Annotated in this window: 20 protein-coding genes; 9 read left to right on the forward strand and 11 right to left on the reverse strand. The window is 39.3% G+C overall.

The genetic code is table 11. The features are described from left to right. The first annotated feature begins 11 nt into the window (after positions 1 to 11). Complete coding sequence (locus R2S10_RS14960; RefSeq protein ID WP_316841225.1) at positions 12 to 1,091, forward strand: hybrid sensor histidine kinase/response regulator; 1,080 nt, start codon at positions 12 to 14, stop codon at positions 1,089 to 1,091. Further along, complete coding sequence (locus R2S10_RS14965; protein WP_316841226.1) at positions 1,081 to 1,485, forward strand: response regulator; 405 nt, start codon at positions 1,081 to 1,083, stop codon at positions 1,483 to 1,485. Before R2S10_RS14960 ends, R2S10_RS14965 begins: the two co-directional genes overlap by 11 nt. Before the next feature lie 54 nt (positions 1,486 to 1,539). Here the strand turns inward: R2S10_RS14965 and fabV are convergent, their stop codons facing one another. Continuing rightward, positions 1,540 to 2,730, reverse strand: a complete 1,191-nt coding sequence (fabV, locus tag R2S10_RS14970; RefSeq protein ID WP_316841227.1) for an enoyl-ACP reductase FabV — start codon at positions 2,728 to 2,730, stop codon at positions 1,540 to 1,542. A gap of 278 nt (positions 2,731 to 3,008) precedes the next feature. Between fabV and R2S10_RS14975 the strand changes: the two genes are divergently transcribed. Further along, positions 3,009 to 4,250, forward strand: a complete 1,242-nt coding sequence (locus R2S10_RS14975) for a hypothetical protein (protein ID WP_316841228.1) — start codon at positions 3,009 to 3,011, stop codon at positions 4,248 to 4,250. Positions 4,251 to 4,317: 67 nt separating this feature from the next. Here R2S10_RS14975 and R2S10_RS14980 read toward each other — a convergent pair whose 3' ends face one another. Both R2S10_RS14980 and R2S10_RS14985 read right to left on the reverse strand, forming a co-directional pair. Beyond that, positions 4,318 to 5,163, reverse strand: a complete 846-nt coding sequence (locus R2S10_RS14980; RefSeq protein ID WP_316841229.1) for a DUF4249 domain-containing protein — start codon at positions 5,161 to 5,163, stop codon at positions 4,318 to 4,320. Then, positions 5,160 to 7,502: a TonB-dependent receptor domain-containing protein gene (locus R2S10_RS14985; RefSeq protein WP_316841230.1), complete on the reverse strand. Its 2,343-nt coding sequence runs from the start codon at positions 7,500 to 7,502 to the stop codon at positions 5,160 to 5,162. The genes R2S10_RS14980 and R2S10_RS14985 overlap by 4 nt, the downstream gene beginning before the upstream one ends. A gap of 158 nt (positions 7,503 to 7,660) precedes the next feature. On the opposite strand from R2S10_RS14985, the gene R2S10_RS14990 reads away from it, so the two are divergent. Next, on the forward strand, positions 7,661 to 9,559 hold the full coding sequence (locus R2S10_RS14990; RefSeq protein WP_316841231.1) for a TonB-dependent receptor plug domain-containing protein: 1,899 nt from the start codon (positions 7,661 to 7,663) through the stop codon (positions 9,557 to 9,559). Here the strand turns inward: R2S10_RS14990 and R2S10_RS14995 are convergent. Continuing rightward, positions 9,543 to 10,892 carry a MutS-related protein gene (locus tag R2S10_RS14995; RefSeq protein ID WP_316841232.1) on the reverse strand — a complete coding sequence of 450 codons (1,350 nt, stop codon included), beginning with the start codon at positions 10,890 to 10,892 and terminating at the stop codon, positions 9,543 to 9,545. The two genes, R2S10_RS14990 and R2S10_RS14995, sit on opposite strands and share 17 nt — an antisense overlap. Positions 10,893 to 11,044: 152 nt before the next feature. Between R2S10_RS14995 and R2S10_RS15000 the strand changes: the two genes are divergently transcribed. Then, positions 11,045 to 12,037 (forward strand): hypothetical protein, encoded by a 993-nt coding sequence (locus tag R2S10_RS15000; RefSeq protein WP_316841233.1) that lies wholly within the window; start codon positions 11,045 to 11,047, stop codon positions 12,035 to 12,037. Positions 12,038 to 12,148: 111 nt separating this feature from the next. Here the strand turns inward: R2S10_RS15000 and R2S10_RS15005 are convergent, their stop codons facing one another. Continuing rightward, positions 12,149 to 12,730, reverse strand: a complete 582-nt coding sequence (locus R2S10_RS15005; protein ID WP_316841234.1) for a tRNA-(ms[2]io[6]A)-hydroxylase — start codon at positions 12,728 to 12,730, stop codon at positions 12,149 to 12,151. 89 nt (positions 12,731 to 12,819) lie between these two features. On the opposite strand from R2S10_RS15005, the gene R2S10_RS15010 reads away from it, so the two are divergent. Next, positions 12,820 to 14,064 (forward strand): glycosyltransferase, encoded by a 1,245-nt coding sequence (locus R2S10_RS15010; protein ID WP_316841235.1) that lies wholly within the window; start codon positions 12,820 to 12,822, stop codon positions 14,062 to 14,064. 16 nt (positions 14,065 to 14,080) lie between these two features. Here the strand turns inward: R2S10_RS15010 and R2S10_RS15015 are convergent, their stop codons facing one another. The 6 genes from R2S10_RS15015 to R2S10_RS15040 all read right to left on the reverse strand — a co-directional run bounded on the left by R2S10_RS15015 (position 14,081) and on the right by R2S10_RS15040 (position 21,372). Then, entirely contained in the window at positions 14,081 to 15,976 is a 1,896-nt protein-coding gene (locus tag R2S10_RS15015) for an ATP-binding protein (RefSeq protein WP_316841236.1), read from the reverse strand. Positions 15,977 to 16,082: 106 nt separating this feature from the next. Next, positions 16,083 to 17,087 (reverse strand): alpha/beta hydrolase, encoded by a 1,005-nt coding sequence (locus R2S10_RS15020; RefSeq protein ID WP_316841237.1) that lies wholly within the window; start codon positions 17,085 to 17,087, stop codon positions 16,083 to 16,085. A gap of 63 nt (positions 17,088 to 17,150) precedes the next feature. Continuing rightward, the gene (locus tag R2S10_RS15025; protein ID WP_316841238.1) at positions 17,151 to 18,602 is read right to left on the reverse strand and encodes an amino acid permease; all 1,452 of its coding nucleotides are present in this window, start codon (positions 18,600 to 18,602) and stop codon (positions 17,151 to 17,153) included. A 154-nt stretch (positions 18,603 to 18,756) separates the two neighbouring features. Next, the gene (locus tag R2S10_RS15030; RefSeq protein ID WP_316841239.1) at positions 18,757 to 19,200 is read right to left on the reverse strand and encodes an META domain-containing protein; all 444 of its coding nucleotides are present in this window, start codon (positions 19,198 to 19,200) and stop codon (positions 18,757 to 18,759) included. Positions 19,201 to 19,335: 135 nt separating this feature from the next. Further along, a complete protein-coding gene (locus R2S10_RS15035) occupies positions 19,336 to 20,256 on the reverse strand; it encodes a substrate-binding domain-containing protein (protein ID WP_316841240.1) in 921 nt (306 codons plus the stop codon). A gap of 30 nt (positions 20,257 to 20,286) precedes the next feature. Continuing rightward, entirely contained in the window at positions 20,287 to 21,372 is a 1,086-nt protein-coding gene (locus R2S10_RS15040; RefSeq protein ID WP_316841241.1) for a c-type cytochrome, read from the reverse strand. A 207-nt stretch (positions 21,373 to 21,579) separates the two neighbouring features. On the opposite strand from R2S10_RS15040, the gene R2S10_RS15045 reads away from it, so the two are divergent. The 3 genes from R2S10_RS15045 to R2S10_RS15055 all read left to right on the forward strand — a co-directional run bounded on the left by R2S10_RS15045 (position 21,580) and on the right by R2S10_RS15055 (position 23,888). After that, entirely contained in the window at positions 21,580 to 21,927 is a 348-nt protein-coding gene (locus tag R2S10_RS15045; RefSeq protein WP_316841242.1) for a hypothetical protein, read from the forward strand. 23 nt (positions 21,928 to 21,950) lie between these two features. Further along, complete coding sequence (locus tag R2S10_RS15050) at positions 21,951 to 22,427, forward strand: tetratricopeptide repeat protein (protein WP_316841243.1); 477 nt, start codon at positions 21,951 to 21,953, stop codon at positions 22,425 to 22,427. Positions 22,428 to 22,637: 210 nt separating this feature from the next. After that, a complete protein-coding gene (locus tag R2S10_RS15055; RefSeq protein WP_316841244.1) occupies positions 22,638 to 23,888 on the forward strand; it encodes a sensor histidine kinase in 1,251 nt (416 codons plus the stop codon). The last annotated feature ends 10 nt before the right edge of the window (positions 23,889 to 23,898 follow it).

Genomic DNA, 23,898 nt, shown 5'->3' on the forward strand with positions numbered 1-23,898 from the left:
TAAACTTTATTATGAATGCCACAACTATACGTGTTCTGTATATTGATGATGAAGAAAATAACTTGCATGCTTTCAAAGCAAGTTTTAGACGGCAGTATGAAATTTACACCGCCCTATCTGCCGACGAAGGATTAAAAATCCTGGAAAATGTTGCAGTACAAGTGATTATTGCGGATCAGAAGATGCCGAATATTACGGGGGTGGAGTTTTTCAAGAGCATCAAAAATACTTTTCCAGATCCTACCAGGATTCTATTAACCGGTTATACCGATATTGAAGCACTGGCAGATGCAATTAACCATGGGGATATTTACCGCTACATTACCAAACCATGGAATGACCTGGAGCTGCACAACTCTATCAAAAATGCCTATGATGCCTATAAATCAAAGATAGACCTTAGAAATAAAGTGGCAGAGCTTGAAAAAACAAACGATGAACTAAACCGCTTTATTTATAGCATTTCCCATGAATTAAGGGCACCCCTGGTTTCTACAATGGGAATTGTAAATCTGGTGAAAATGGAAGGGCTTTTCAATTCCAGTGGAGAATATTGGGGATTGATAGAAACCTGTTCCAACAGACTGGATTATTACATTCAGAAAACGCTGCAATACTATAAAAACAACAAGACAGTTTCAGAACATACGGAAATAGATTTCAAAAAACTGGTTGCCGACCTGATTGAACTTTATGCCTATACTGATAAAGACATGCGATTTAATGTCAGCATCATTCAGGATGAGCCTTTCTTTGGAGATGCTTTCCGGATTGAAGTGATCTTAGGAAACCTGATTTCCAATGCGATCAAATATCAGAAAGAAACGGAATTGAATAAAAATGTAAACATTTCTGTAGAAGTTCAGCCTACTCAGGTTCACATTGCCATCAATGACAATGGAATGGGGATCCTGAATGAACACTTAGAAAAGATATTCCTACAATTCTTTAAAAGTAAAATTAACCATGGAAGTGGCCTGGGCCTTTTCATAGTAAAAGAAGCATTAAATAAAATCGACGGAAAGATCACAGTAAGCTCCAATGCGATAGAAGGTACCACCTTTAAAATCACGATTCCAAATGTTAAATAAGCTCAGAAAGGTCATGTTAATCGATGATAATGAGGTGGACTTAAAAATCAACTCCAAGATCATCACCATCACTAAGTTATTTGATGAAATCATCCTTTGCCAATCAGGTGAAGACGCGCTGAATTACCTCAGCAGAAATAAGAACGATGAGGAGAAGATCCCTGATTTCATCTTACTGGACATTCAGATGCCGGAGATGGATGGATTTGAATTCCTGGAAATTTATAAAGGCCTGCCTGCGTCCATCACGGAAAAATGTGTGGTGGCGATATTATCCTCCACACTCGACTTTGGAGACATCAAGAAAGCGGAAGCAAATCCTCATGTAGTGAGGTTATTCCGGAAGCCACTCTTTCCAAAAGAGCTGGCAGAAGAATTAAATAAACACTTTTAAAAAGAAAAGCGCTTCCAATTGGAAGCGCTTTTCTTTTATAAATTAAGAATTGATTTATACCAATCCTGAAATTTCTACCATTTCATTTACGTCAGCATCGTAATCAACACCTGCTACGTCAAAACCAAATAAGTTTAAGAAATCCTTTTTGTAACCAGCAAGATCGCCGATTGCAGGAAGTGATTCTGTAGTTGCTTCAGTCCACAAAGCAGCAATCTGTGCTTGTACATCGTCACGCATCTCTAAATCGTCTACGCGGATTCTTCCTTGCTCATCAGTTAATACTGCTCCACCTGTATACAAACGGTCCTTAAACAGACGTTGGATTTGCTCGATACAGCCTTCATGAATACCTTCAGCCTTCATGATTTTGTACAATAAAGAGATGTACAAAGGAATAACCGGAATCGCAGAACTCGCCTGAGTAACCAAGGCTTTGTTTACCGATACATAAGCTTTTCCGTTGATGTCTTTTAACTTATCAGCAATCTGGAATGCTGTAGCTTCTAAATGGTCTTTAGCGCGACCGATTGTACCTTTACGGTAAACCGCTTCTGTTAAAGATGGGCCGATATAAGAATAAGCAACTGTAGTTGCACCAGGTGCAAGTAAATCTGCAGCTTTCAATTCATCGATCCACATTGCCCAGTCTTCACCACCCATTACAGCAATTGTATTTTCGATATCATCACCTGAAGCAGGCTGAATAGAGATATCAGAAACAATACCCGTATGAAAATCTACTGTTTTATTAGTATATACTTCACCAATTGGTTTCAAAACAGAATTATGCACTACACCCGTTACCGGATGAACTCTCTTTGGAGAAGCTAAACTGTAAATTACCAGGTCAATCTGACCTAAGTCAGCTTTGATCAGTGCTAAAGTTTTTTCTTTGATCTCTTTTGAGAAGGCGTCACCATTGATACTTTTAGCATATAAGCCAGCCTCATGTGCTTGCGTCTCAAATGCAGCAGTATTGTACCAACCCGCAGAAGCAGTTTTTCCAGGTGCTGGTGGTTTCTCAAAATATACACCAATAGTGGATGCATTAGATCCAAAAGCACTAGTAATTCTTGACGATAAACCAAAACCGGTTGATGCGCCAATTACCAGGACTTTTTTAGGACCATCAATAGGGCCTTTAGATTTCACGTAATTGATCTGGTTTAACACGTTTTGTGCGCAACCATCAGGATGAGCAGTCAGGCAGATAAACCCACGAATTTTAGGTGCAATAATCATATTTATTCTCTTTATACTTTTTTTTCTGTAAACATTCCGCAAAGCGGTTCTTCATTGAATTATTCAGCAAACATAATTAAAACAAAATAAGTATGCCAGTTCTAAGGAAAATTGGTTAGAAAAACAAAGTGAAGCCTATTTAAAAAAACAACACCCCTTTAAACTAAAATAAACACTACCCATTACTGAGTTTAGGCTTAAAATTGCGTCTATACGCAGTTTACGAAAAAATAAAGAAATTTAATTCTAAATTCGCTTAATTTAAATTAACACAAAAAATGAAGAAAAACATTTTATTCTCCGCCTTATTATTTGGCGCACTCCTGTCTTGTAAAAAGAAGACTTTCACTGAAGAACCGATTATCCCCCCTACAACACCGATTGAATTAGGTTATTCAAAGCTAACTGTAGAGGAAAACAAAAAAGCATTAGAAAAAAACGGCCTGGATTTCATCAAAAAAGTCGATGCCTTACCAAATGAAAACTTCATTAAACTAATCAACCGTCTGGTAGAATTAGATTTTGACATGATGTCAAATACAGACTTGGGTATTGAATTGCAATCTATTGCTCAAGCAGCTCAGCAAAAACAAATCGGAGGACTACTTTCTGCCGTAACCACCAATAATCTTGAAAACACCGCTGCATTAAGCGAGTTTTTCGGAATCTACACATGGGATAGTAAAACCAGCAAATGGCTTAAAACAAATTCAACAGATAAACTTGAAATACATTTCCCAAGTACAACAACAGCCAGCAGTAATGATGCCGTATTAACTGCAAACTACACTGTATCCAAAGTAAAAGCTCAGCTAGATGGTGACTATTTTGAATTACCAGCAACTACAAATGTATTATTGAAAGTTGGTAATAAAGAAGAACTAAAACTTACCGGTGTTTATGAATATAAGGAAGATGCTTTTCCAACAAAAATAGACATTAAACTAAATTTAGGCACATTCGCATTCCTGGTAAGCGGACTGAGTGATTCAAAAACACTCAACACAAAAGTATGGTTAGCAAAAGACAACATCGAGTTATTAAATTTAGCTACCACTGGAAATCTAAATGAAAGCCGTCCTCCTGTTAAAGATATAGAGCATATAGAAGAGATCCTGAAAGATGCCAATACCACTTTCGATGTCATGAATATCCGTATTACTGGTCAGGTAAACGTAAAAGCAATTCAAGAGGATTATAAGGCGAACAGGAATCTTCCTGCAGAAGTAAGAAGGACTAAAGAAATCGCAACATTGAACAAAAATTCTTCTTTACTTGCGGTATACAAAGATAAAAATGAAGTTTTTGCAAAGAATGAATTTGTAATGCAAGAAGTTATCTTCCCTGGTTTCAAGTATGATCCCGAAACTGGAGCATGGGTTCCTCATAACTATGTAGATTATCAATTAGAACCACGCCTGGTATTTAATGACCAATCGAAAGTATCCCTTAAAACTTTCTTTGGCAAAGGTTTTACCAGCATCATAGATGAATTTGACCTTTTCAGCAATCGTTTCTAATTACAACACGATATTAAATTAATAAGGGCGGTTTTCTATTGAAAACCGCCCTTATTAATTTAAGGTTTTACTTCGCTAACACTCGGTAATACGTTGAATGATAACCACACCAAACTCCAAGTCCCGGTCCCTTGATATTTGTTTTTAAAGCTTTAGCACTGCTAATCAAAGGATTCGAGCCATTTAAGATTTCATCCTGCAAACTGCTCCAGAACTCATATCCAGAGGCAGGAATCGATGATAACTTGACAATCACATCATCACCTGCATTAAAATAAGGATCATGCTTAGTAGTTAAGTTATTGACCATCCCCCTGTTTACCTGTAGCACAAGTGTTTTCCCATTAAAAAAGGAATCATCCTGATTGGCTAACAAAGTAGGTGTAAAATTGGCTTCACTTTCCAATTTCGTAGAAAGCCGGTAATAGTTCTTTTCATTGGGAGCATCTACAATGCGTACATTTAACTGCCTGGTATTTTTGGGTTTTTCTGCAAACCAAATACTGTCCAGACTTACCGGATTAGGGATTTCCGTTTCCGAGGTCAGCGTATTTCCTGCATACTCAATTTTCAAACTGTATTTACCGCCAACCTTCCCTCTTAAACTCGTTCCACGATAAACGAAATAAGGGAAATAACGTTTATCCACCATTGCCGTTAACACTTCCGTTTCGAAACCATCACTTACGGTTACTTTAGCATAGCGAATCACAATTTCTGCAAGTTGCGCAGAATCCATCGTAGCAAAAAAAGGAAGGTTATGTGTTAGGGTAACATAGGGGAAATCTCCTGCTTCAATCCAGCCTTCTACCACAAATTTTGGTTTGTAAAGCCCTGGATTCTTTTCCTTTTTACAAGCGCAAAGCAAGAATAGTAAAGCTATAAATACCCAGATATGTCGGAAACTCATCATTTGAAAACTATTTTATAATTAATGGAAGGCAATACCGGCAGCAAGGCGAGCGATTTCTCTTGTACAGATACGCTACCCGTATTTAAACTCCCTCTGGCGATGTAATAATTAAATATTGGATTGCGACGGTTATACACATTATAAACGGAGAAAGATAAGATACTTTGATACCTCCCTTTGACTGGAAATTGATAGGTAGCTGATAAGTCCATCCGGTGATAAGTAGGCATTCTGGCACCATTATAGGCTCCGTATTCATTGATCACATTCCCGGCAACTAAATACCTGCTAATGGGTTTCGTATAGGCATTACCAGTGGCCAGCGTAAACAATGCCGACAAAGACCAGCCAGTACGGAGCTTATAATTTAGTACCGTAGTCAGGTCATGCGTCCTGTCATATTTAAAAGGAAAAGTATAACCCTCATTAATCCCTTCAAAAGTCCGGTCTGATTTAGCAATCGTATAACTGATATGGCCTGTAAACTTCCCTTTTGTCTTCTTAAAAAAGAATTCCGAACCATAACTACTGCCCTTTCCTAGAAAAACATGGTCTTCAATCTTAACCGTATTTGATAAATTTAGGAGTCCACCGGAAAACTCTACTATATTTTTCATGTCCCTGAAGTACACATCCACATATCCCTCATAACCTGCATCTGCCCATTCCTTGAAAACCCCTAAACTATATTGATTTCCCTTTTCAGCAGGCATTTTCGAAGTGGCAGGAATCCAGAAGTCACTAGGGAAATTAGAGGCCGTTATCGGAATCAGGTGGACCGTTTGTACATTTCTGGAATACGCAAATTTTAGCGCCGTACTCCTATTCAAATGATACTTCAGGCTTAGTCCGGGTTCCAGAAAGAAGGCATCACTAACCGTCTTATTTCTGGCATATTCCTTATGCTCATCAGCTGCTGAAGTTGTACTATATGGTCCTTTATGGCGATAATAAGTCATTCTTAAGCCTGCATACATACTCAAATGATCGGAAAGTCTATAATCATCACTTAAAAAAACAGCGGTTTCATCTGCCAGATAAGTATTTGGTTTGCCGTAATTAAGGTCAGTCTCCTGGTTTTTAGTTAAAGGCGTATTGGGAATAAATTTATGTTGGATCATACTCAGTCCAGCTCTCAGCTGATGCTGGTCGAAATAGGCTTTTAAAGTGGAGCTATAGTTAAAGTCGGTGATTGCAGAACGAACGCCCAACTGCATCCCCTCCTGTTGCATGCTGAAATTAAAGCGATATCCACTATAACTTGCCACAGTTTCCAGGCTCAACTGATTAGAAATCATCCTATTCCATTTCAGCGCTGCTGCAGTATTTTGCCATTTCATCCCATTGGAGATCCCAAATTTGGAAATATCAAAGCCAAAATCATCCCCACCCATATAAAAAGAAGCAAATAATTTATCCTTTCTACTGAGTTCTGCTGCAGTGGAAAAATTGAAGTCGTAAAAATCATAATTCAGCTGATTCCCCTCCTCATCTTTCGAACTCAGCTTATTGACAATCGGCCATACGGAAAAATTCATAAAGGTTTTTCTCATGGTAGTTGCCACAGACCATTTACTACTGATCGGAATTTTCAGGTTGACTTTAGCCGCCAAAACACTCAGTTCCCCATCTAATACCAAAGAATCCGCCAGCTGCTGGTCACTTTGAATGTCAACTACGGAGGATAGGCGACCACCATATTCAGCCGGAATCCCCGATTTATAAAACTTTACCTCTCCTACTGCATCACTGTTAAAAACTGAGAAAAAGCCAAGTAAATGAGATGGATTATAAACCACAGCATGATTAAAAAGCACAAGATTTTGTCCGGAGCCACTACCACGAACAAACAAACCGGCATTGCCTTCCCCACCATTCCCAGTTCCCGGCATCGTCTGAATCGTTTTGATCACATCACTTACACCTAGAAAACCAGGCGCTTTTTCCAGGTCCGCTATCTTCAACAACTGATAATTATTCAGGTTACTCTGAATCACCGATGCTTTATTGCTGCTGATAACGACCTCTTTTAACACTGCTGCATCCTTTTTCAAATAAAAGAATTGTTCATGATCTTCCACAAGCTGTAAGGGGAAACTCAGTTCCTGGAAACCCGGTTGGCTAATCAATATCTGGTAACCACCTTTTTCCAGCCCGATCTTAAAGTAACCTTTTTTGTCACTGCGGACTTCTTGCTCTATCCCTTTAAATTGAACCATCGCTCCTGAAATCGGTCTTTTACTTACCTCTTCCTTTACAAAACCTGATAAAAATACTTTTTGAGCTTCAGCGGAAAAATTAAACAATAGGAGCAACAGAAGGAGAAGCGATTTGAGCATAAATAATAAAAATGGGCTAGCGCGGTATTCCCTGTAAATAACGACAATATTAAATAAAACCAGCCGCTTTAAAAGCAAATAAATCTAGATACTGTAGAAAACTTATAGTGGTTCAAAGTACGAAAACAACATATCTTTGGCCTTCAAAATAAATAATAATGCTTTTTAAAAATTCTGCTTCTTTTATAGTCCTGATGGGTTTTGGCCTGACTGTAAACGCACAAGCTCCCAATTCCTCCAAGCCTTTAACGGATACCACAAGAAAATTAAATGAAGTCATAGTCCAGGAAAACCGACTTCAACTTCCATTTTCGAAACAAAATAGAAACATATGGATCATTGACAGCGAAAAGATCAAAAGCCTACCTGCAAGATCCATTTCTGAATTACTCAGCTATGTCTCTGGCATAGATGTTCGTCAGCGTGGCCCTGGTGGTAGTCAGGCCGACATCAGTATTGATGGTGGTACCTTTGATGAAACACTGGTTTTACTCAATGGAGTTAAAGTTTCTGATCCACAAACCGGTCACCATATGATGAACCTACCCATTTCTATGGATGATATTGATCATATTGAAGTACTCCGCGGATCTGCTTCCCGGGTTTATGGCATCAATGCCCTTACCGGAGCGATCAATATTGTAACACGCAAAGTACAAAAAACGGGCATTTCTGCCAATGTATTTGCAGGAAGTAGTTTCAAACAAAAAGAAGGCGACGGCGGTATTTATGTGAATTCTGGTCAGTATGTTAGTGGTACACTCGCTTTAAAAGCATCCAGTCACTTGTTTTCTATGGGACAGGAAACCGGCAATGGTTACCGCTACAATACTGCTTTCAATAACCAGAAGCTCTATTACCAGGGAAAAGTCAATGTAGGAAAAACTGACCAGCTTGATGTCATGGCTGGTTACATCTACAATAAATTTGGTGCAAATGGATTCTATGCAGCGCCCGGTGATAAAGATGCTGAAGAAACCGTAAAAACGGCCCTTGCAGCAATTGCCTACAGTACAAAAATCACCGAAAACTGGACCATGACCCCAAGGATCAGCTATCGAAATAATGTGGATGATTACATTTACACCAAAAAGAACCCCTCCCTTTCTCATAACCACCATGCTACTAATGTATGGGATGCGGAGCTGAATAACACGATTCAAACCAGTATAGGAACATTCGGACTGGGCTTAGAGGCTAGAACCGAATACATCAAAAGTGCTAGTCTTGGAAAAAGAAACCGCAGCAATACTGGCTTTTATGGAGAGTATAAATTTGAGCCTTTTAGAAAGGTGTCCGTAAATGTCGGCGCCTACACCAATTACAATTCCGACTATGGCTGGCAAGCTTTTCCTGGTCTGGACATCGGTTACGACATCTATGACAACTGGCGCATATATGGAAATGTGGGTACGGGACAACGTTTACCGACCTATACGGATCTGTATTATGCTGGAAAGGGCAATATTGGCAACGATCAATTGGTTCCTGAAAAATCCAAATATGCAGAAGGTGGAATCAAATTTAACAACGCGCATTTCTCAGGAAATCTGAGTTATTTTTCACGCAGAATTGACCATTTTATTGACTGGGTAAAAGATAAAATAACGGATCCCTACCAGCCAAAGAACTACAGTGAGGTCAATACGAATGGACTGACTTTAAGTGGAGATTACCGTTGGACTGCGACTGCTGGTACCAGAATCATCAATGGTTTCAGACTGGGAGCCTCCTATACCTATCTGGATCCGGAAATTAAAACAACAATTTCCAATGTCAACTTCTCCAGATATGCATTGAGAAGTCTAAAAAATCAATTGAGTGGTACATTAACCACCAGCTTTTGTAAAGTGATGGACCTAACCCTTGCTGCACGTTACCAGGACCGGATTAGTTATAAAGATTATACGGTCATCGATGCTAAACTGGCCTTTAAAAAGCCTCATTACAGCATTTATGCCGATGCTTCCAACCTGTTTAACGCTCAATTTATTGAAGCAGAAGCGATCCCAATGCCTGGTACCTGGTATACTTTAGGTTTTAAAGTAAATTACTAATCTTTTGCTGAGGTACTGCGCGGATGATGTCCACGATTCCTTCTTTTTGAATGATGTACATACCTAAACGTTCCTCAGATACACCTTCTTTCAGCCGGTATGTAAATACCGGCTTTTCTCCTTCAAAAAAGGTATCCAAATACTTGAAAGCGATAGCATCCAGTTTCTTTAATTCAATGGCTAGTTCTACCAAATGAGTAGAAATGAAAAACGCAGAATTCCGAATGGCTGCAAGTTCAGAAATGATGAGTAATGAAGCATCGTAGGCATCTTTTACATTTGTTCCTCTAAAAAGTTCATCAAAAATGATGAACATCCTATTGTTTTCCAGGAGTGTTGTCGCTGCTTCTTTTACCCTTCTTACTTCGCTATAATAATGGCTTAACCCATCTCCAATATGATCAGAAAGATTAATTGTAGTTAGCAGCCCATTAAAAATCATGGTTTTCATCGCCCTTGCAGGAACTGGAAATCCCAGATGGGATAAATAGATCGCCAATCCCAAAGACTTTAACAAGGATGATTTACCCGCCATATTAGATCCCGTTAGAAAAATCATATTCTCCTCACTATTCAAAAAAATATCATTTTTAATCGGCTGATCGATAGAAGGGTGAAAGAAACCTGTCAGCTCCACTTTTAAATCTTCGGTTTCAAAATACTCTGGAAAACAAAACTCCCTTTTTCTGGCCACTGCAGCAATGGTTTCAAAGGCATCCAATTCATAAACCAATTGAACCAGATGAAGGAGTTCAGCCCGGTCCTTTCCGCGAAACCGATGGTCCAGCTTACTCACCTGATAAAATTTAAGTTTTTTCTTCTGAAAACTCATTGCCATTTTTACACTATCCAGATTCAGGATCCTTTCCAGCTCTTCCAGCTTGGCTTTAAGATATTCCGGAAGTTTTTCTGTGTCCTGTTCAGCTATAAATTCCCTAAGAAATTTGAAGAGTGTAATGAAAAACTCCAGTCCTTTAGTCACAATATAATAGTCGTTGCTCGTTTTCTTTCCTATGAAATCTACCAGAGAGTCTAATATGTTGTTTCTGGAAATCACTTTTTTGAATTTCAAATAATAGCTGATCAAGTCTAATTGTTCACTCTTGATCTGTAAAACCAGCCCATGGTCATGAAAATATTGGATCGCAGATTTTCGTCCATTCAGCAAATGAATATCCGCTAATGGTTGTTCCATCATCTCCTGAATTTTCTCCTTCCCTCCTAATGTTCTCGTCGATTTGAACATGCTAAAAATAGCCTCCGATCCTGATGCATCTCCAAATACATTCAAGTCTTTATAAGTTTGACGATCCATTTTGAAATTAGTCTTCATTATATCAATGCGCTTTAGAAATCTGGGGTTTAATCGTAACATCAATCAGCTACAATTGGATTCCTTTTCAATATAGGAAGAATGTTCATTTCATTCCTATGAACATTTAATTAAATGATACCTTATCTTCGTTATTCAGCACGATAAACAAAATGGAAGAGAAGTCTATCTGGGCCAGGATATCATGGCCAATAAAAGCAATAGTGATCACTACTTTTGTCCTGGCAATTGGGGCTCTGGTTTTCAGGATCGGCAAATTTGACGGGGAAGCAATGAATATCGCTTCTATAACCACCAAAAATCAGGAAGACAAAGGAGGTAACACCAACAACACTCCTGAGATCCAACATGATTTCAATTATACGCCAGAAAAACCTGTAAATGGGGAATACAAAGGTGTAGTTGAAGTAGGTGCATCAGGATTCAACGCCTTTATTGTCAATATAGACAAAGAAAAACGTTGGGAAATTGTGTCTAAAGATTTTGGAAAATCATTCGTTTATGAAGGTATGGCCAGTACTACAGACATTAGGATGGGTCTAAAAGATTATATCGGAGGAATGTTTGATAAGGGGGTTAAATCTAAAAACATTCACTTTGTGATCAGTTCAGGCGCACAAAAAGAACCCAAAACAGCGCTCATTTCTTCCGAATTGAAAAAGATGGGATTTGTAGTGAACCTGGTAACTCCGGAAGAAGAAGGAAAATTAGCCTTGAAATGCGTGTTACCAAAGGCCTATTCCAATACTTCATTTGTGGTCGATATTGGATCTGGAAACACAAAGATCTGTTGGATAGATCAATCGATACAGTTTGAAGAAGCACCAGGTGCAAAATATTATGAAAAGGATATGCAGGATAGTACAGTGTACCAAAAAGTAAAATTTGCGGCAGAGAAAGTACTTCCTAACCGACGAAAAATATGCTTTATCATTGGTGGAGTCCCTTTCGAATTGGCCAATCAAGGGCGTAAAGAACAGGAAAGATATACCGTATTAAAAGATCCCTCGAAATACAAAACGGATAAAATCAAGATCAGAAGTGGCGTCAATATCTATAAAGCAATTAAAGATGCGACAAACTGCGACACATTTGTGTTTGATTGGGATGCTAATTTCACGATTGGATTCTTGTTGTCCATCTAGCTTTCCCATAAAAAAACATACACTAACCAGCTATACCTAAAAAAGACATTTCCCTTAACCTGCAATCCGCAACTTAAGGGAAATGCTCAAAATATTTATGTCATCACAAAATTAACCGTGAATCGCTTCCTTATTGCCATAACTCTGGATCAGTTCACCTTCAAACTCCAACCATTCTTTCCACCTTGCATCCACATCTACGTCAATCGTATATTTACGCGCAAAGTTCAAAAAAGTAGTGTAATGGCCTGCTTCAGATACCATCAGATCATGGTAAAATTTAGCCAGCTCTGGATCTTTGATGTTTTGCGACAACACGCGAAACCTTTCACAACTCCTGGCTTCAATCATTGCAGCAAACAAAAGTCGGTCAATAAAAGCGTTATTTCTGCTCCCATCTCTACGACTAAATTTCACCAATCTTCCCACATAATCATCCTTCCGTTCTCTACCCAGTGTATATCCACGTTGATTGATGATTTCAATTACCATCTGAAAATGTTGCATCTCTTCTATAGCAATGGCGGTCAATTCTTCCACCAAATCCATATGCTCTGAGTTATTAGTGATCAATGTAATCGCATTAGTTGCGGCTTTTTGTTCGCACCAGGCATGATCTGTTAATATCTCTTCTAAATTTGATTCTGCAATATTGGCCCAACGGGGGTCTGTTAATAGTTTTAATCCAAGCATGAGGGTCTAAATAAAATTCTCCGCCTCAAAATTAGGAATAATCATAGGCTTTGCATTAAAAACATCTATTTTGCGATAATTTAAAAGAAATGGCTGAAAAGAAAATATTGATCATCGGTTTAGTGTGGCCGGAGCCCGGCTCTTCCGCAGCAGGTACAAGAATGCTTCAACTCATTGATTTCTTTATTTCGGAAGGCGATCAGGTAACTTTCGCTTGTGCAGCTTCTACCACGGAATATAGCTTTGATCTCGCTACAAAGGGAGTAATCACACAGGAAATCGAACTAAATGACGATGGGTTCAATGTGATCCTTCAGGAAATTTGTCCGGATGTGGTGCTATTCGACCGGTTTGTGATGGAAGAACAATATGGATGGAGAGTGCAGCAGGAATGCCCGGATGCGCTAAGAATCCTGGATACAGAAGATTTACATTGTCTGCGCCATGCTCGCCAAGAGGCGATTAAAACCGGACAAGCCTTCCAAACCAGCGATTTGTTTACAGATATGGCGAAAAGAGAAATCGCCTCCCTCCTTCGATGCGACCTTTCTTTGATCATTTCTGAAGTAGAAATGAAAATATTAAAAGACACTTTTCATATTGACCCTTCATTGATCTACTATTTGCCATTTTTAGAAGAAACACAAGAAGCAACTGTGCTTAAACAATGGAAATCTTTTGAAGAACGGGCAGGTTTTGTGTTCATTGGGAATTACTTACATGAACCAAACTGGCATACCCTTCAAACCTTAAAAACAACCATTTGGCCCGTACTCAGGAAAAAGTTACCCGGCGTACAGCTCCATATATATGGTGCATACAGCAGTCAGAAGGTAATGCAATTGCACAACGAAAAGGAAAAATTTCTGGTCCATGGACGCGCAGTAGATGCAAAATCTGCCATTTCAGCGCATAAAGTATTGCTTGCACCTATCCAATTTGGCGCAGGGCTAAAAGGAAAATTCATTGATGCGATGTTAACTGGCACCCCAAATGTAACCAGCACCATTGGCGCTGAAGCCATGAGCGGAGGTCTAGACTGGAATGGCTCAATTGCTGATGATCCTGAGCTTTTCATAACCGAAGCAGTAACTTTATATCAAATGAAAGATAAATGGCTCCAGGCACAACAAAATGGCCTTCTGCTGCTTCAGGCCAGGTATGAAAAATCATCCTTTCTAACTGCCTTTGGGAAAACACTGAAAAACTTAAGCCATGACCTGAAAAGTCATCGTCAACGAAATTTCTTTGGCCAGATTTTACAATACCACAATGCCAACAGCACTAAATATATGTCTTTATGGATCACTGAAAAAAAACGCCACCTTCCATAGGAAGGATCTAATTTCATCATTTGATAGGCAATTCAAAATACATGGTAGTTCCCCGGCCGAATTCACTCTCTGCCCAGATTTTCCCATTATGGCTTTTCACTATCTCAGAACATAAATACAATCCAATCCCAAAACCGGAGATATTTTTGGTATCGGCACTTTCAAATCGTTGAAACCTTGTAAACAGGTAAGGAAGGTCCGTTTCTCGGATCCCCATTCCCCGATCTCTGACAGAAACCTGCGCCCTTGTGTTTTTTCTACAGCAATCCAGGCTGATGTCTCTGTTATGAAGAGAATATTTTGCCGCGTTGCTGAGCAAATTCGTCAACACCTGACCAATTTTATTCCGATCGCCGGTAAGCCACAATTCCTCGCCACCATTAAAAGTAATCACATGAGGATCTACAATCGCTTTAACCTCTTCAATCACTTCCATGATTAATGTATTGAACTCAAACGCTGATTTCTCGATCACAATGCCACCAGCTTCCAATCTGGAAATATTCAAAAAACTATTGATCATACTGACCATTTTATTCACCTGAGTATCCGCCTTTTCCAAAGTTTCAAAAGTCATCGTATCCGTCTCTTTTTTCTCTACTCTTTTCATCAGTTGAACATAGGCTTTCAGAGAGGTTAATGGCGTTTTCAACTCATGACTAACCATGGCAATGAAATCATTTTTAAGCTGTTCTTCTCTTTTTTGACGGGTATTATCCAGAACTGTCCCAATAAACCTACCTGGCATTCCCTGCGTATTAAAAAACAACTTGCCCTTCGCCCTCACCCACCTCAGCTGCTGACTAACGGTACTCACAGTACGGAATTCCACGTCATAATCCCCATTGATCAAGGGTCTTTTAAATGCATTCCTCATGAGTTTAATTAACCTGTTTCTATCATCATCATGGAGCACATTCATAAATTCTCTGGCCTGATCATAAACATCACCATCACCTATTCCAAAGATCTCCTTACAACGCAGGTCGCATTTCAGCACCCCACTCTCTACATCCATATCGAACACACCAAGGTCGGCGGCTTCAATAGCCAGCCTGCTTCTTTGTTGTTCCTGCAATAATTCAGCTTTGCTATTTACTTGTTCAGTAACTTCCTCCGCCATAATAATAACACCACATACGCGCTCTGAACTATCCCTTAGCGGATGATAGACCATATTAAAATAAGCCTCCTCTAAGGAACCTTCCCTTGCAAGCAGCATTTTAATGTCTTCTTTGTAATGAGAGCGTCCGGTACAATAAGTCTGGCTAATCAAGCTGAGGACTTCCAATTTAATCGTATTTGGAAGTACGTCCGACATCCTTTTACCGATAATCTGTTGTGATTTACCCCATACTTCCAACATCAGCGAATTAGCCAATTCTACTTTTAAATCTCTTCCTTTGAGCATAGCAATTGCCACTGGGGCATGGGCAAAAAACTCGCGAAGGTGCTTATTCGTCCATTCTTCCACCTCTATTTCTATCCTTTCCTTTTTGACAAATTCATAGGTGGAGGTCACATCAACATTGGTATGAACAATATAAGCCACATTCCCCTGGTCATCAAGGACCGGGTAATTGGTCACCATCCAATATTTCACTTCATACTCCTCCGTTCCTCTAATCGGAATATCATATTTTAGAATGCTCAATACATGCTGTTTTTTGGTTTCCAACACGGTCAGCAGGCTATTATAAAATACCTCTGTATTTTTAGACACCCTATCATTTGGATTTTGAGGAAATGCGGTGAGAATGGGTCGGCCTACCAAATCTTTTAACGTAGTGGAAGTTACGTTCAGATAAGCATCGTTAGCTTCTATGATCGTAAAATATGGCGGATCCGGCTTCAATACTAAAATTGGAGGTCCCGCTTTATAAAAAGCATCGAAGGTAATATTCGGTTTCAATGGAGGTTGAACTAGGGGTAAATGTTCTCAAATGTATCAAAACCTATCGCTTTACCAGAGAAAGGCTTGTTTCATATTAGAATGTGCAACCATAAAATTGCCAACCCTATTGCCCAGTTACCTTTTTAAGAAATACCAGAGACCGCTGAAGGGCCAATTCCCCAGCTTCAGTATCCAGATTAAATTGGTACTCATGAGGCAATTGAGGATGATAATCAGGCTTAAAAAACAAAGAATCTACTGGAACACCTACTTTAGTCAATTTTCTGGCCAAAGCAAGAGAAGCAGGTAATAAAGGATCCCCATTTCCAACAGAAATAAAAGTTGGAGGATAGTCTTTAGAAATGTAATTGATCACAGATGCCGTTTTAAAAACCTCGCTATTGATGTCCTTTTGACCGCTATAAGCCCATAAAATGGTTTTTAAGAATCCTGAAAAATCTCCTGACTGATCAATTAAACTGATATCATAAGGACCACAATACAACAGTAATCCCAGCAAGTTCTTTCCTTGAATAGCAGGTTTAATTCCCAATAATGTGGAATAATCACTATTGTAAATGATATTAGCAGATTGCGCGGCAATATGGGCACCAGCAGAATCTCCGGCAAGAATGAAACGACTCGTATCCATATGGAAACGCCTGGCATTAGCCAGCAGGTACTGAATTGAACGTTGGGTTTGCTGCAAGGGTAAAGGATAATTTCCCTCCGGAGCCAAGGTATAATCGATCGCTACCACTGTATAGCCCTGAGCAGCTAATATCTTGCAGTAACTACTCATTTGATCTTTGCTTCCTGCAACCCAACCACCACCATGAATCCATACGATTACGGGCAGAACTTGTCCTGTCTCAGCCGCTGTTGAAGGATAATAAACATCCAGTTTAGCCGACTTATCCTCAGGGATATATTGCTGGTCTAATATTTCTGAAACTCCAGTCTGCAGCCGTTTTACCAGGTTTTCATTTACTTTTATTCCCTCCTTGTTAAAAACATACCTGATCAGCATTGAATATGGCCAGGGACTGATTTTAAAAGCAATAAACGTAGCTATGATCAGGAAGACCAGCGTAGTTCCGATAAGAATAAGCGTTTTTTTGAGCTTCATTAGGGCATATTAAACCAATCATTTCGACTGATGACTGATACCTAAATGTACAGAAATAATCTGCTATTGCCCTTTTACTTGCTTTAGTTTTTGTTTCCTTTTATTGACCAATACATAGCAGATATACAGAAGAAGAATCCATGCTGGAATCAATTCTACGGAGAGTTTCATTCCGGTGATCCACATGATGACTAAAATCCCCAGTAGAAAAATCAGACAGATATAATTAGACAGAGGATAAATAAAAGAAGGGAACTTAGTCTTCACCAATGCTGCATCTTTAGCTTTCCTGAATTTCAAATGCGTAATACTAATCATCAGCCAATTGATAATCAAAGAAGAAACCACCAGCGACATCAGTATTTCCAATGCTTTTTCAGGAATCAGTTTATTGATGATAATACAAATTGCCGCAAAAAGACTGGAAACCAGAATTGCTTTAATTGGCACATGATTCTTGTTAAGTTTCGATAAGAAAGCGGGTGCATTTCCTTGTTCGGCAAGGCCGAAAAGCATCCGGCTATTACTGTATACACAACTGTTGTACACAGAAAGCGCGGCAGTAAGCACGATCAGATTCAATACATTCGCAATGATACTGGTAAAGTATATCGTTTTTCCAAAGGCATTGATTTCAAAACCTTTCAGGCTTTCAAACACCATAACAAATGGACTACTATCAGTGGTAATATTTTTCCATGGCGACAAAGAGAACAAAATAACTAGCGCTCCTACATAGAAAATCAAAATACGGTAGATCACCTGATTGGTTGCTTTAGGAATGGTTTTTTCTGGATTTTCCGCCTCAGCAGCAGTAATTCCAATGAGTTCCAGTCCGCCGAAAGAGAACATGATTAAGGCAATCGCAGCAAATAAGCCTTGAAAACCTCCTTTTCCATCCCCACTAAACCAACCTTTCGCAAAGAAACCACCATCATTCCATAAGTTTTGTACGCTGGCTTGTTCTCCACCGCTGCCACTTACCAATAAATAGGCGCCAAAAACGATCATTGCGATAATAGCTACTACTTTTATAATAGAAAACCAAAACTCAACTTCCCCATAAACTTTTACAGAAGTAAGGTTCAAGGCATTAATAACAATGAAAAAGAAAAGACTGGAAGTCCACAGAGGTATTTCCGGCCACCAGAAATGCACATAGATCCCGATTGCTGTCAATTCAGACATGCTCACCAGAATGTACAATGCCCAGTAATTCCATCCGGAGGCAAAGCCTGCGAAAGAACCCCAATACTTAAAAGCAAAGTGGCTGAAACTTCCTGAGACAGGTTCTTCTACTACCATTTCGCCTAGTTGGCGCATGATAAAGAAGGCGATAATCCCTGCCAGGGCATAACCTAAAATTACGGATGGACCTGCTAAAACCGCAGCAGAACCGATACCTAGAAATAAACCGGTTCCTATTGCACCGCCAAGGGCGATCAGTTGGATATGTCTGTTTTGTAACCCCCTTTGAAGCTTTTGCCCTTCAGGTTTTTCTTCTACTTGCTTCAATCTTTGTGGTATTGCGCTAATGATAAATGAATATAAGTTCCACAAAAGTGTGAACTTATATTCATTTGAACGATTAAAAGCCTAAAAAATTTACCCTTAAGCGGTAAAAAGCTTTCTATCAGCTGTTATTGCCGGAATGGCAATAAAGGAAATACTATTTTTTTGTGAACTTCATTGCTGGAACATCACCCATCATTAAGGTTAGTGTGTTACCATCTAAAGTGTAGGCATCTACTTTTTTAAGCATTTCAAGGAATCTCATTTCACCTTCACCCTCACAGTGTCTCATCGTCATCGGAGATGCTGATAAATCCACTTTCAATTTGCTACCTTTTACTTCTAGTTTAGCACCAAAAGAATTACAGCTGGTATTTCCGCTTAGTTCATTAGCCGCTGCATTGATATCAATACTTGGCTTTGTTCCTGGATATAAACCAGTAAAAGCGATCCTTACACCTGTAATGTAATTTAACTCCCAATTGCCGCTTAATTTTGCTGCTGCAGCATTTTCGGATGTGTTTTGTTGTCCTTTATTCATCATTTTACAAGATGTTAAAGCTGATAAAGAGATCAAGATAGCGAAGATTGCCTTTTTCATAATTTTTGTTTTTTAAGTAAAGAACCTAATTTCCATTAAGTACCAACGCTTTATATGCCCTGTTCAGGTTTTCCTCAACAGAAACATTAAACGTATTTTTCCTATACCTACAAAAATAAGCAAAGATCCGGCCATTTAAGGCAGCTCAAAGCCGAATTTTTTATAAATGGCGCTGGCCTCTGCCCCTACCAGGAAATCCATAAAATCTTTTGCTGCTTCCGGATGTGGAGCATTTTTAAGCTGTCCAGCAAGGTATTGAGAGCGGATATTTTCAGTTTCCGGGACCTCAATCATTTCTACAGGATGACCTAACATTTTTTGATAATAAGCTTCTGTAAACCATACCGGAGCAGCGTCGCTCTGGTCATATAAAATGCGCATCGGAGATTGTCGGTGATGGATCTGAGTCAGGTAGGTACTCTTGTCTTTCACTTTAGTTTTCATCACACGCTCTTTTAAGGCTTCGCCTCCCGCTTTTACATAAGCTTCTTCAATTCTTTTTCCTATTCCCTCAAAATCCGGATTAGGCATGGCTATTCTTAAGTCTTTCCGACCAAGGTCTTTTAATCCTTTTACTTTTTTAGGATTGCCTTTCTGCACCATAATCGCCAGTCTGTTTTTGGCATAAACCTGTGTTTTACTAAACCATTCCGGAGTTTGTTCTATTCTGCTCTTACCGGCAGTATAAACGTCGGGCTTCAAAGTAATCCTCATATTCCCAATCACAATACTCCCAGTGGCAATTTGCTTAGCCAAAATTCCCGGAGGAAGTGTCTCTGCAAAGATCCGCTGGTATTGGGGATGTTTTTTCTTAAAGGCGGCGATCAGTTCATCAATCACCATAAACTGGTTCCCTGCGAAAAACACGACCAGCTGAGGGTCATTGATATCTCCAAAAAGGTCAGGTACATTGTCTATACCAGGGACTGTAAACTGGACTTTACTTTCCGGCGGGGTATTCCATGGTGGATCAAACCGATGTTCCTGCGCATGCAGTTCAGAGGTTAAAGAAATCAGGGCAATTGCCGCAAAACACAGTGGTCTTAAGATTTTCATATTTTAGGGATAAATGGTAGAAGGTATGCCTCAATGATCGCTTCCGCTTTCAAGTTCTTTCAGCGCCAAAACTATTGGAGAAAAAGGGCCGTATTTATGTTGCTGTTCAGAAAACCCGTCTAGATAAGGACCATAAGGGGCATCAATTGGTTTTTTAGTACGATCAGGATAATCCTCTTTTTGCGCTTTATGTGGTCTGGGCTGGGAATTCACAAATGCAGCTACATCCCAGGACTCTTCGTCTGTAAGTTGAGCATCCGGATAACTTATCCCAAAGGGCATGTTATTTTTCACAAAACCAGCGAAATTACTCAGCCTATACATCCCTGCGCCATCATTGTAACTATGCTTCCCCCATAAAGGCGGATAAACATAAGCCAATTGGTCTTCAGTCCTTACCCCAGCCCCATCTTGTCCATGGCAACTCTGACATTTATTCTGGTAAACCAAAAGCCCCTTTTGTGGGTCTGCAGCTCTGTCCATATATTTCAGCTTTTCCGTGCCTGAACCAAATGCTTTCTTTCCTTTCTCCTGTTCTGATCCTAGCCATTTCATATACGCGAGCATCGCCTGCACTTCTTTTCCTGATAGGTCAGGAACTTTTCCATTTAGGCTGCGCTGAAAGCAATCTGCAATACGCTCGGTGGCTTCAGCCATTTTACCGGAGCGCGCACTCTTTTTGGGGTAACTGGCAAAAAACACGGAGTAATTGTTGCCAAAAGTTTTCGTTCCGGCTTCCAAATGACAATTCTGACAATTCATACCATTGCTAATCCTGGCTACAGAACCATTTGGTCCAAAATATTGTGCGGTGTTCTTTACGAGTTCTCTTCCGTAACGGATCATATTGCCATATTCATCAGCAGGGATCGTGCTTTCTTCCGGAGATTTCCAGGCATCCGCCGGGATCGGATTCGCTTTTATCAGAGATTTAGTAGCCTCTACAGCTACAACAGCCTGATTTGTCGTATTCCGTAAATCAGGACTGTCTTTCCAATAACAAACACTAATTCCAATCAGACTGCATAAAATAAACAACAGAGAAACTAATACGATGGATTTCGCCGTATAAATAAGGGTTTTATGGGTCTGGTTAGGTTTAGTTTCTTCGCTCACAATAGCTGATTTGGTAACCAAAAGTGGCATTAATTCTCCTGATCACATAAATACATAAAGTTATAAGTCATAACTAAAAGTAATAACAATTGCTATTCCAGGTAAAATCTTGTTTTTGATCAGGATTTATTTTCAATAAAACACCGCTTTAAATCAAAATATGGATTAAGGTTTAATTATCCTAATTTTGCGGCCAAAGAACGGATTATGGAATCAAGCGAATTAAGAATAGGAAATTATACACTAGATCATGGTCACCCGGAGCAAATACCATATGGATCTGATATTGATTCGGCAGGATTAATGGAGCCTATAAAACTAACGGCAGAATGGCTGACTAAATTTGGCTTCGAGAAATTCGATTTTGAATATGAAGAAGGCATTGAAATCACTTACGTACTGGAAAAGAAAAATGGACATCAATTTGTCTTAAGTGACGACTTCCAACCTATGGATGGAGAAATTGCCATGTTAGACTATAAATTATTATACGTTCACCAGTTGCAGAATCTATTTTTCTGTCTGACAGCCGAAGAATTGGTTGTAAAACCGTAGTATTACCGCAAGTAAATTTCCGTATGAAATCATTCCAGTCTATATTTAGGATCATCATGATCTCCAGTATCTCTTTGTTTGCGTTATCCTGTAACACTGCAACGGAGTATGAACAGTGGAAAAATCATGCGAAATCTGACATCAGATTATTACCTAAATATAGTGGTGTGGTTAAAACAAAAGCCCATTTAGAGATCGACCAACGGTTTATTAAAGCCGTAACCGAGCAATTTGGCAGCAAAGAACGTGCGGCATATGTTCATTCCAGATGGGGCCTGGATTATGCACATAAAGGAGACCTCAAAACAGCAATGTACCGTTTAAATCAAGCCTGGTTACTCGATCCAAAAGACCCGGAAATATACCATGGATTCGGCAATGTGTTGGCACAATTGGGTGCCTATAAAGAAGCAATAGCGCAATATGATGAAGGCTTGATGCTCGCACCTGAAAACGAGCAAATGAAACTTGAACGTGCAGCCATCAAAGAAAAGCTGTAACCCTCCAAACAAGCTCTTCGTTTTTCCAGCCCTCTAACTATCAGCCATTGTACGATTGTTTGTACGATTTATCCTCACATATAATAGGGTACCGCTTTATTATGTTAGCTTTATAAAATATCAAAGAAAAGCGATTCCTTCCCTTACCCAATACCCCCATTCTTTTCTTATTCCCATTTTTATTTTCAACCTATACCTTTTAATAAGGACATGAAAAAAAACGATTCCGATGAATTGATTATTGCGAACAGAGAGATTGTTTTTCAAAATGAAGAGAAAGAAAACCGCGCCGCAGAGTTGATCATTGCCAACAAAGAACTTGCTTTTCAAAATGAAGAGAAAGAAAACCGCGCCGCAGAATTAGTGATAGCAAATAAAGAACTTGCTTTTCAAATTGAAGAAAAAGAACACCGTGCTGCAGAATTAGCAATTGCCAATAAACAACTTGCTTTTCAAAATGAAGAAAAAGAACACCGTGCCGCAGAATTAGCAATAGCCAACAAAGAACTGATCTTCCAAAATGAAGAAAAGGAAAAAAGAGCAGCAGAGCTGATTATTGCCAACAAAGAGCTTGCTTTTCAAAATGAAGAAAAAGAAAACCGTGCTGCAGAGCTAATCATCGCCAATAAAGAACTCGCCTTTCAAAACAAAGAGAAAGAAAAGAGAGCAGAAGAATTGAGCATTGCCAATAGAGAACTTAAAAATGCCGAAGATGACATTCGTAAACTGAATGACGAATTAGAGCAAAAAGTTATTGAACGTACTGCACAGCTAGAATCTGTAAACAAAGAATTGGAATCATTCTCCTATTCCGTATCTCATGATTTACGGGCCCCAATCCGTGCCATCAATGGTTACACAAAAATCATTGTAGAAGATTATGGAGAACTACTGGACGCTGATGGAATAAAAATCCTGCAATCGATCATTAACAATTCAAAAAAGATGGGCGAATTGATTGACGACCTGCTGGCCTTCTCCAAACTGGGAAGAAAACAGGTGACTGTTTCAGCAATCGACATGAATGACCTCGTCAATACGGTTAAAAATGAATTCGTATTTGAAGAAGAGGAAAACCTACCCGAATTTAATATCGCTAAACTTCCAGGCGCTCAGGGCGATAAATCACTGATTAAACAAGTTTGGATCAATCTGATTTCTAATGCCATTAAATACTCACGTTACAAAGAAAAAACGAAGATTGAAATCGGTGCCTACCAGGAAGACCAACATATTGTATATTATGTAAAAGATAGCGGTGCCGGATTTGACATGGAATATTACGACAAGCTTTTCGGAGTTTTTCAGCGCTTACATTCACAGGAAGAATTTGAGGGTACTGGTATCGGCCTCGCCATTGTACACCGGATTGTTCAAAGACATCAGGGAAGAGTCTGGGCCGAATCAACATTAAACGAAGGGTCTTGCTTTTATTTTAGCTTACTCAGCGTAAACCATTAACATAAAGAAA

Origin of the sequence: Pedobacter gandavensis (assembly GCF_032678745.1) — a bacterium.
Classification (GTDB): domain Bacteria; phylum Bacteroidota; class Bacteroidia; order Sphingobacteriales; family Sphingobacteriaceae; genus Pedobacter; species Pedobacter gandavensis_C.

Excerpts from the sequence above, each read along its gene's own strand:
- R2S10_RS15055 (WP_316841244.1), top strand. The coding sequence starts at position 22,638 with ATGAAAAAAAACGATTCCGATGAATTGATTATTGCGAACAGAGAGATT.
- R2S10_RS15045 (WP_316841242.1), top strand. The coding sequence starts at position 21,580 with ATGGAATCAAGCGAATTAAGAATAGGAAATTATACACTAGATCATGGT.
- R2S10_RS15000 (WP_316841233.1), top strand. The coding sequence starts at position 11,045 with ATGGAAGAGAAGTCTATCTGGGCCAGGATATCATGGCCAATAAAAGCA.
- R2S10_RS15005 (WP_316841234.1), bottom strand. The coding sequence starts at position 12,730 with ATGCTTGGATTAAAACTATTAACAGACCCCCGTTGGGCCAATATTGCA.
- fabV (WP_316841227.1), bottom strand. The coding sequence starts at position 2,730 with ATGATTATTGCACCTAAAATTCGTGGGTTTATCTGCCTGACTGCTCAT.
- R2S10_RS14960 (WP_316841225.1), top strand. The coding sequence starts at position 12 with ATGAATGCCACAACTATACGTGTTCTGTATATTGATGATGAAGAAAAT.
- R2S10_RS14965 (WP_316841226.1), top strand. The coding sequence starts at position 1,081 with ATGTTAAATAAGCTCAGAAAGGTCATGTTAATCGATGATAATGAGGTG.
- R2S10_RS15030 (WP_316841239.1), bottom strand. The coding sequence starts at position 19,200 with ATGAAAAAGGCAATCTTCGCTATCTTGATCTCTTTATCAGCTTTAACA.
- R2S10_RS14985 (WP_316841230.1), bottom strand. The coding sequence starts at position 7,502 with ATGCTCAAATCGCTTCTCCTTCTGTTGCTCCTATTGTTTAATTTTTCC.
- R2S10_RS15010 (WP_316841235.1), top strand. The coding sequence starts at position 12,820 with ATGGCTGAAAAGAAAATATTGATCATCGGTTTAGTGTGGCCGGAGCCC.
- R2S10_RS14980 (WP_316841229.1), bottom strand. The coding sequence starts at position 5,163 with ATGATGAGTTTCCGACATATCTGGGTATTTATAGCTTTACTATTCTTG.
- R2S10_RS15020 (WP_316841237.1), bottom strand. The coding sequence starts at position 17,087 with ATGAAGCTCAAAAAAACGCTTATTCTTATCGGAACTACGCTGGTCTTC.
- R2S10_RS14975 (WP_316841228.1), top strand. The coding sequence starts at position 3,009 with ATGAAGAAAAACATTTTATTCTCCGCCTTATTATTTGGCGCACTCCTG.
- R2S10_RS15050 (WP_316841243.1), top strand. The coding sequence starts at position 21,951 with ATGAAATCATTCCAGTCTATATTTAGGATCATCATGATCTCCAGTATC.
- R2S10_RS14990 (WP_316841231.1), top strand. The coding sequence starts at position 7,661 with ATGCTTTTTAAAAATTCTGCTTCTTTTATAGTCCTGATGGGTTTTGGC.
- R2S10_RS15035 (WP_316841240.1), bottom strand. The coding sequence starts at position 20,256 with ATGAAAATCTTAAGACCACTGTGTTTTGCGGCAATTGCCCTGATTTCT.
- R2S10_RS14995 (WP_316841232.1), bottom strand. The coding sequence starts at position 10,892 with ATGAAGACTAATTTCAAAATGGATCGTCAAACTTATAAAGACTTGAAT.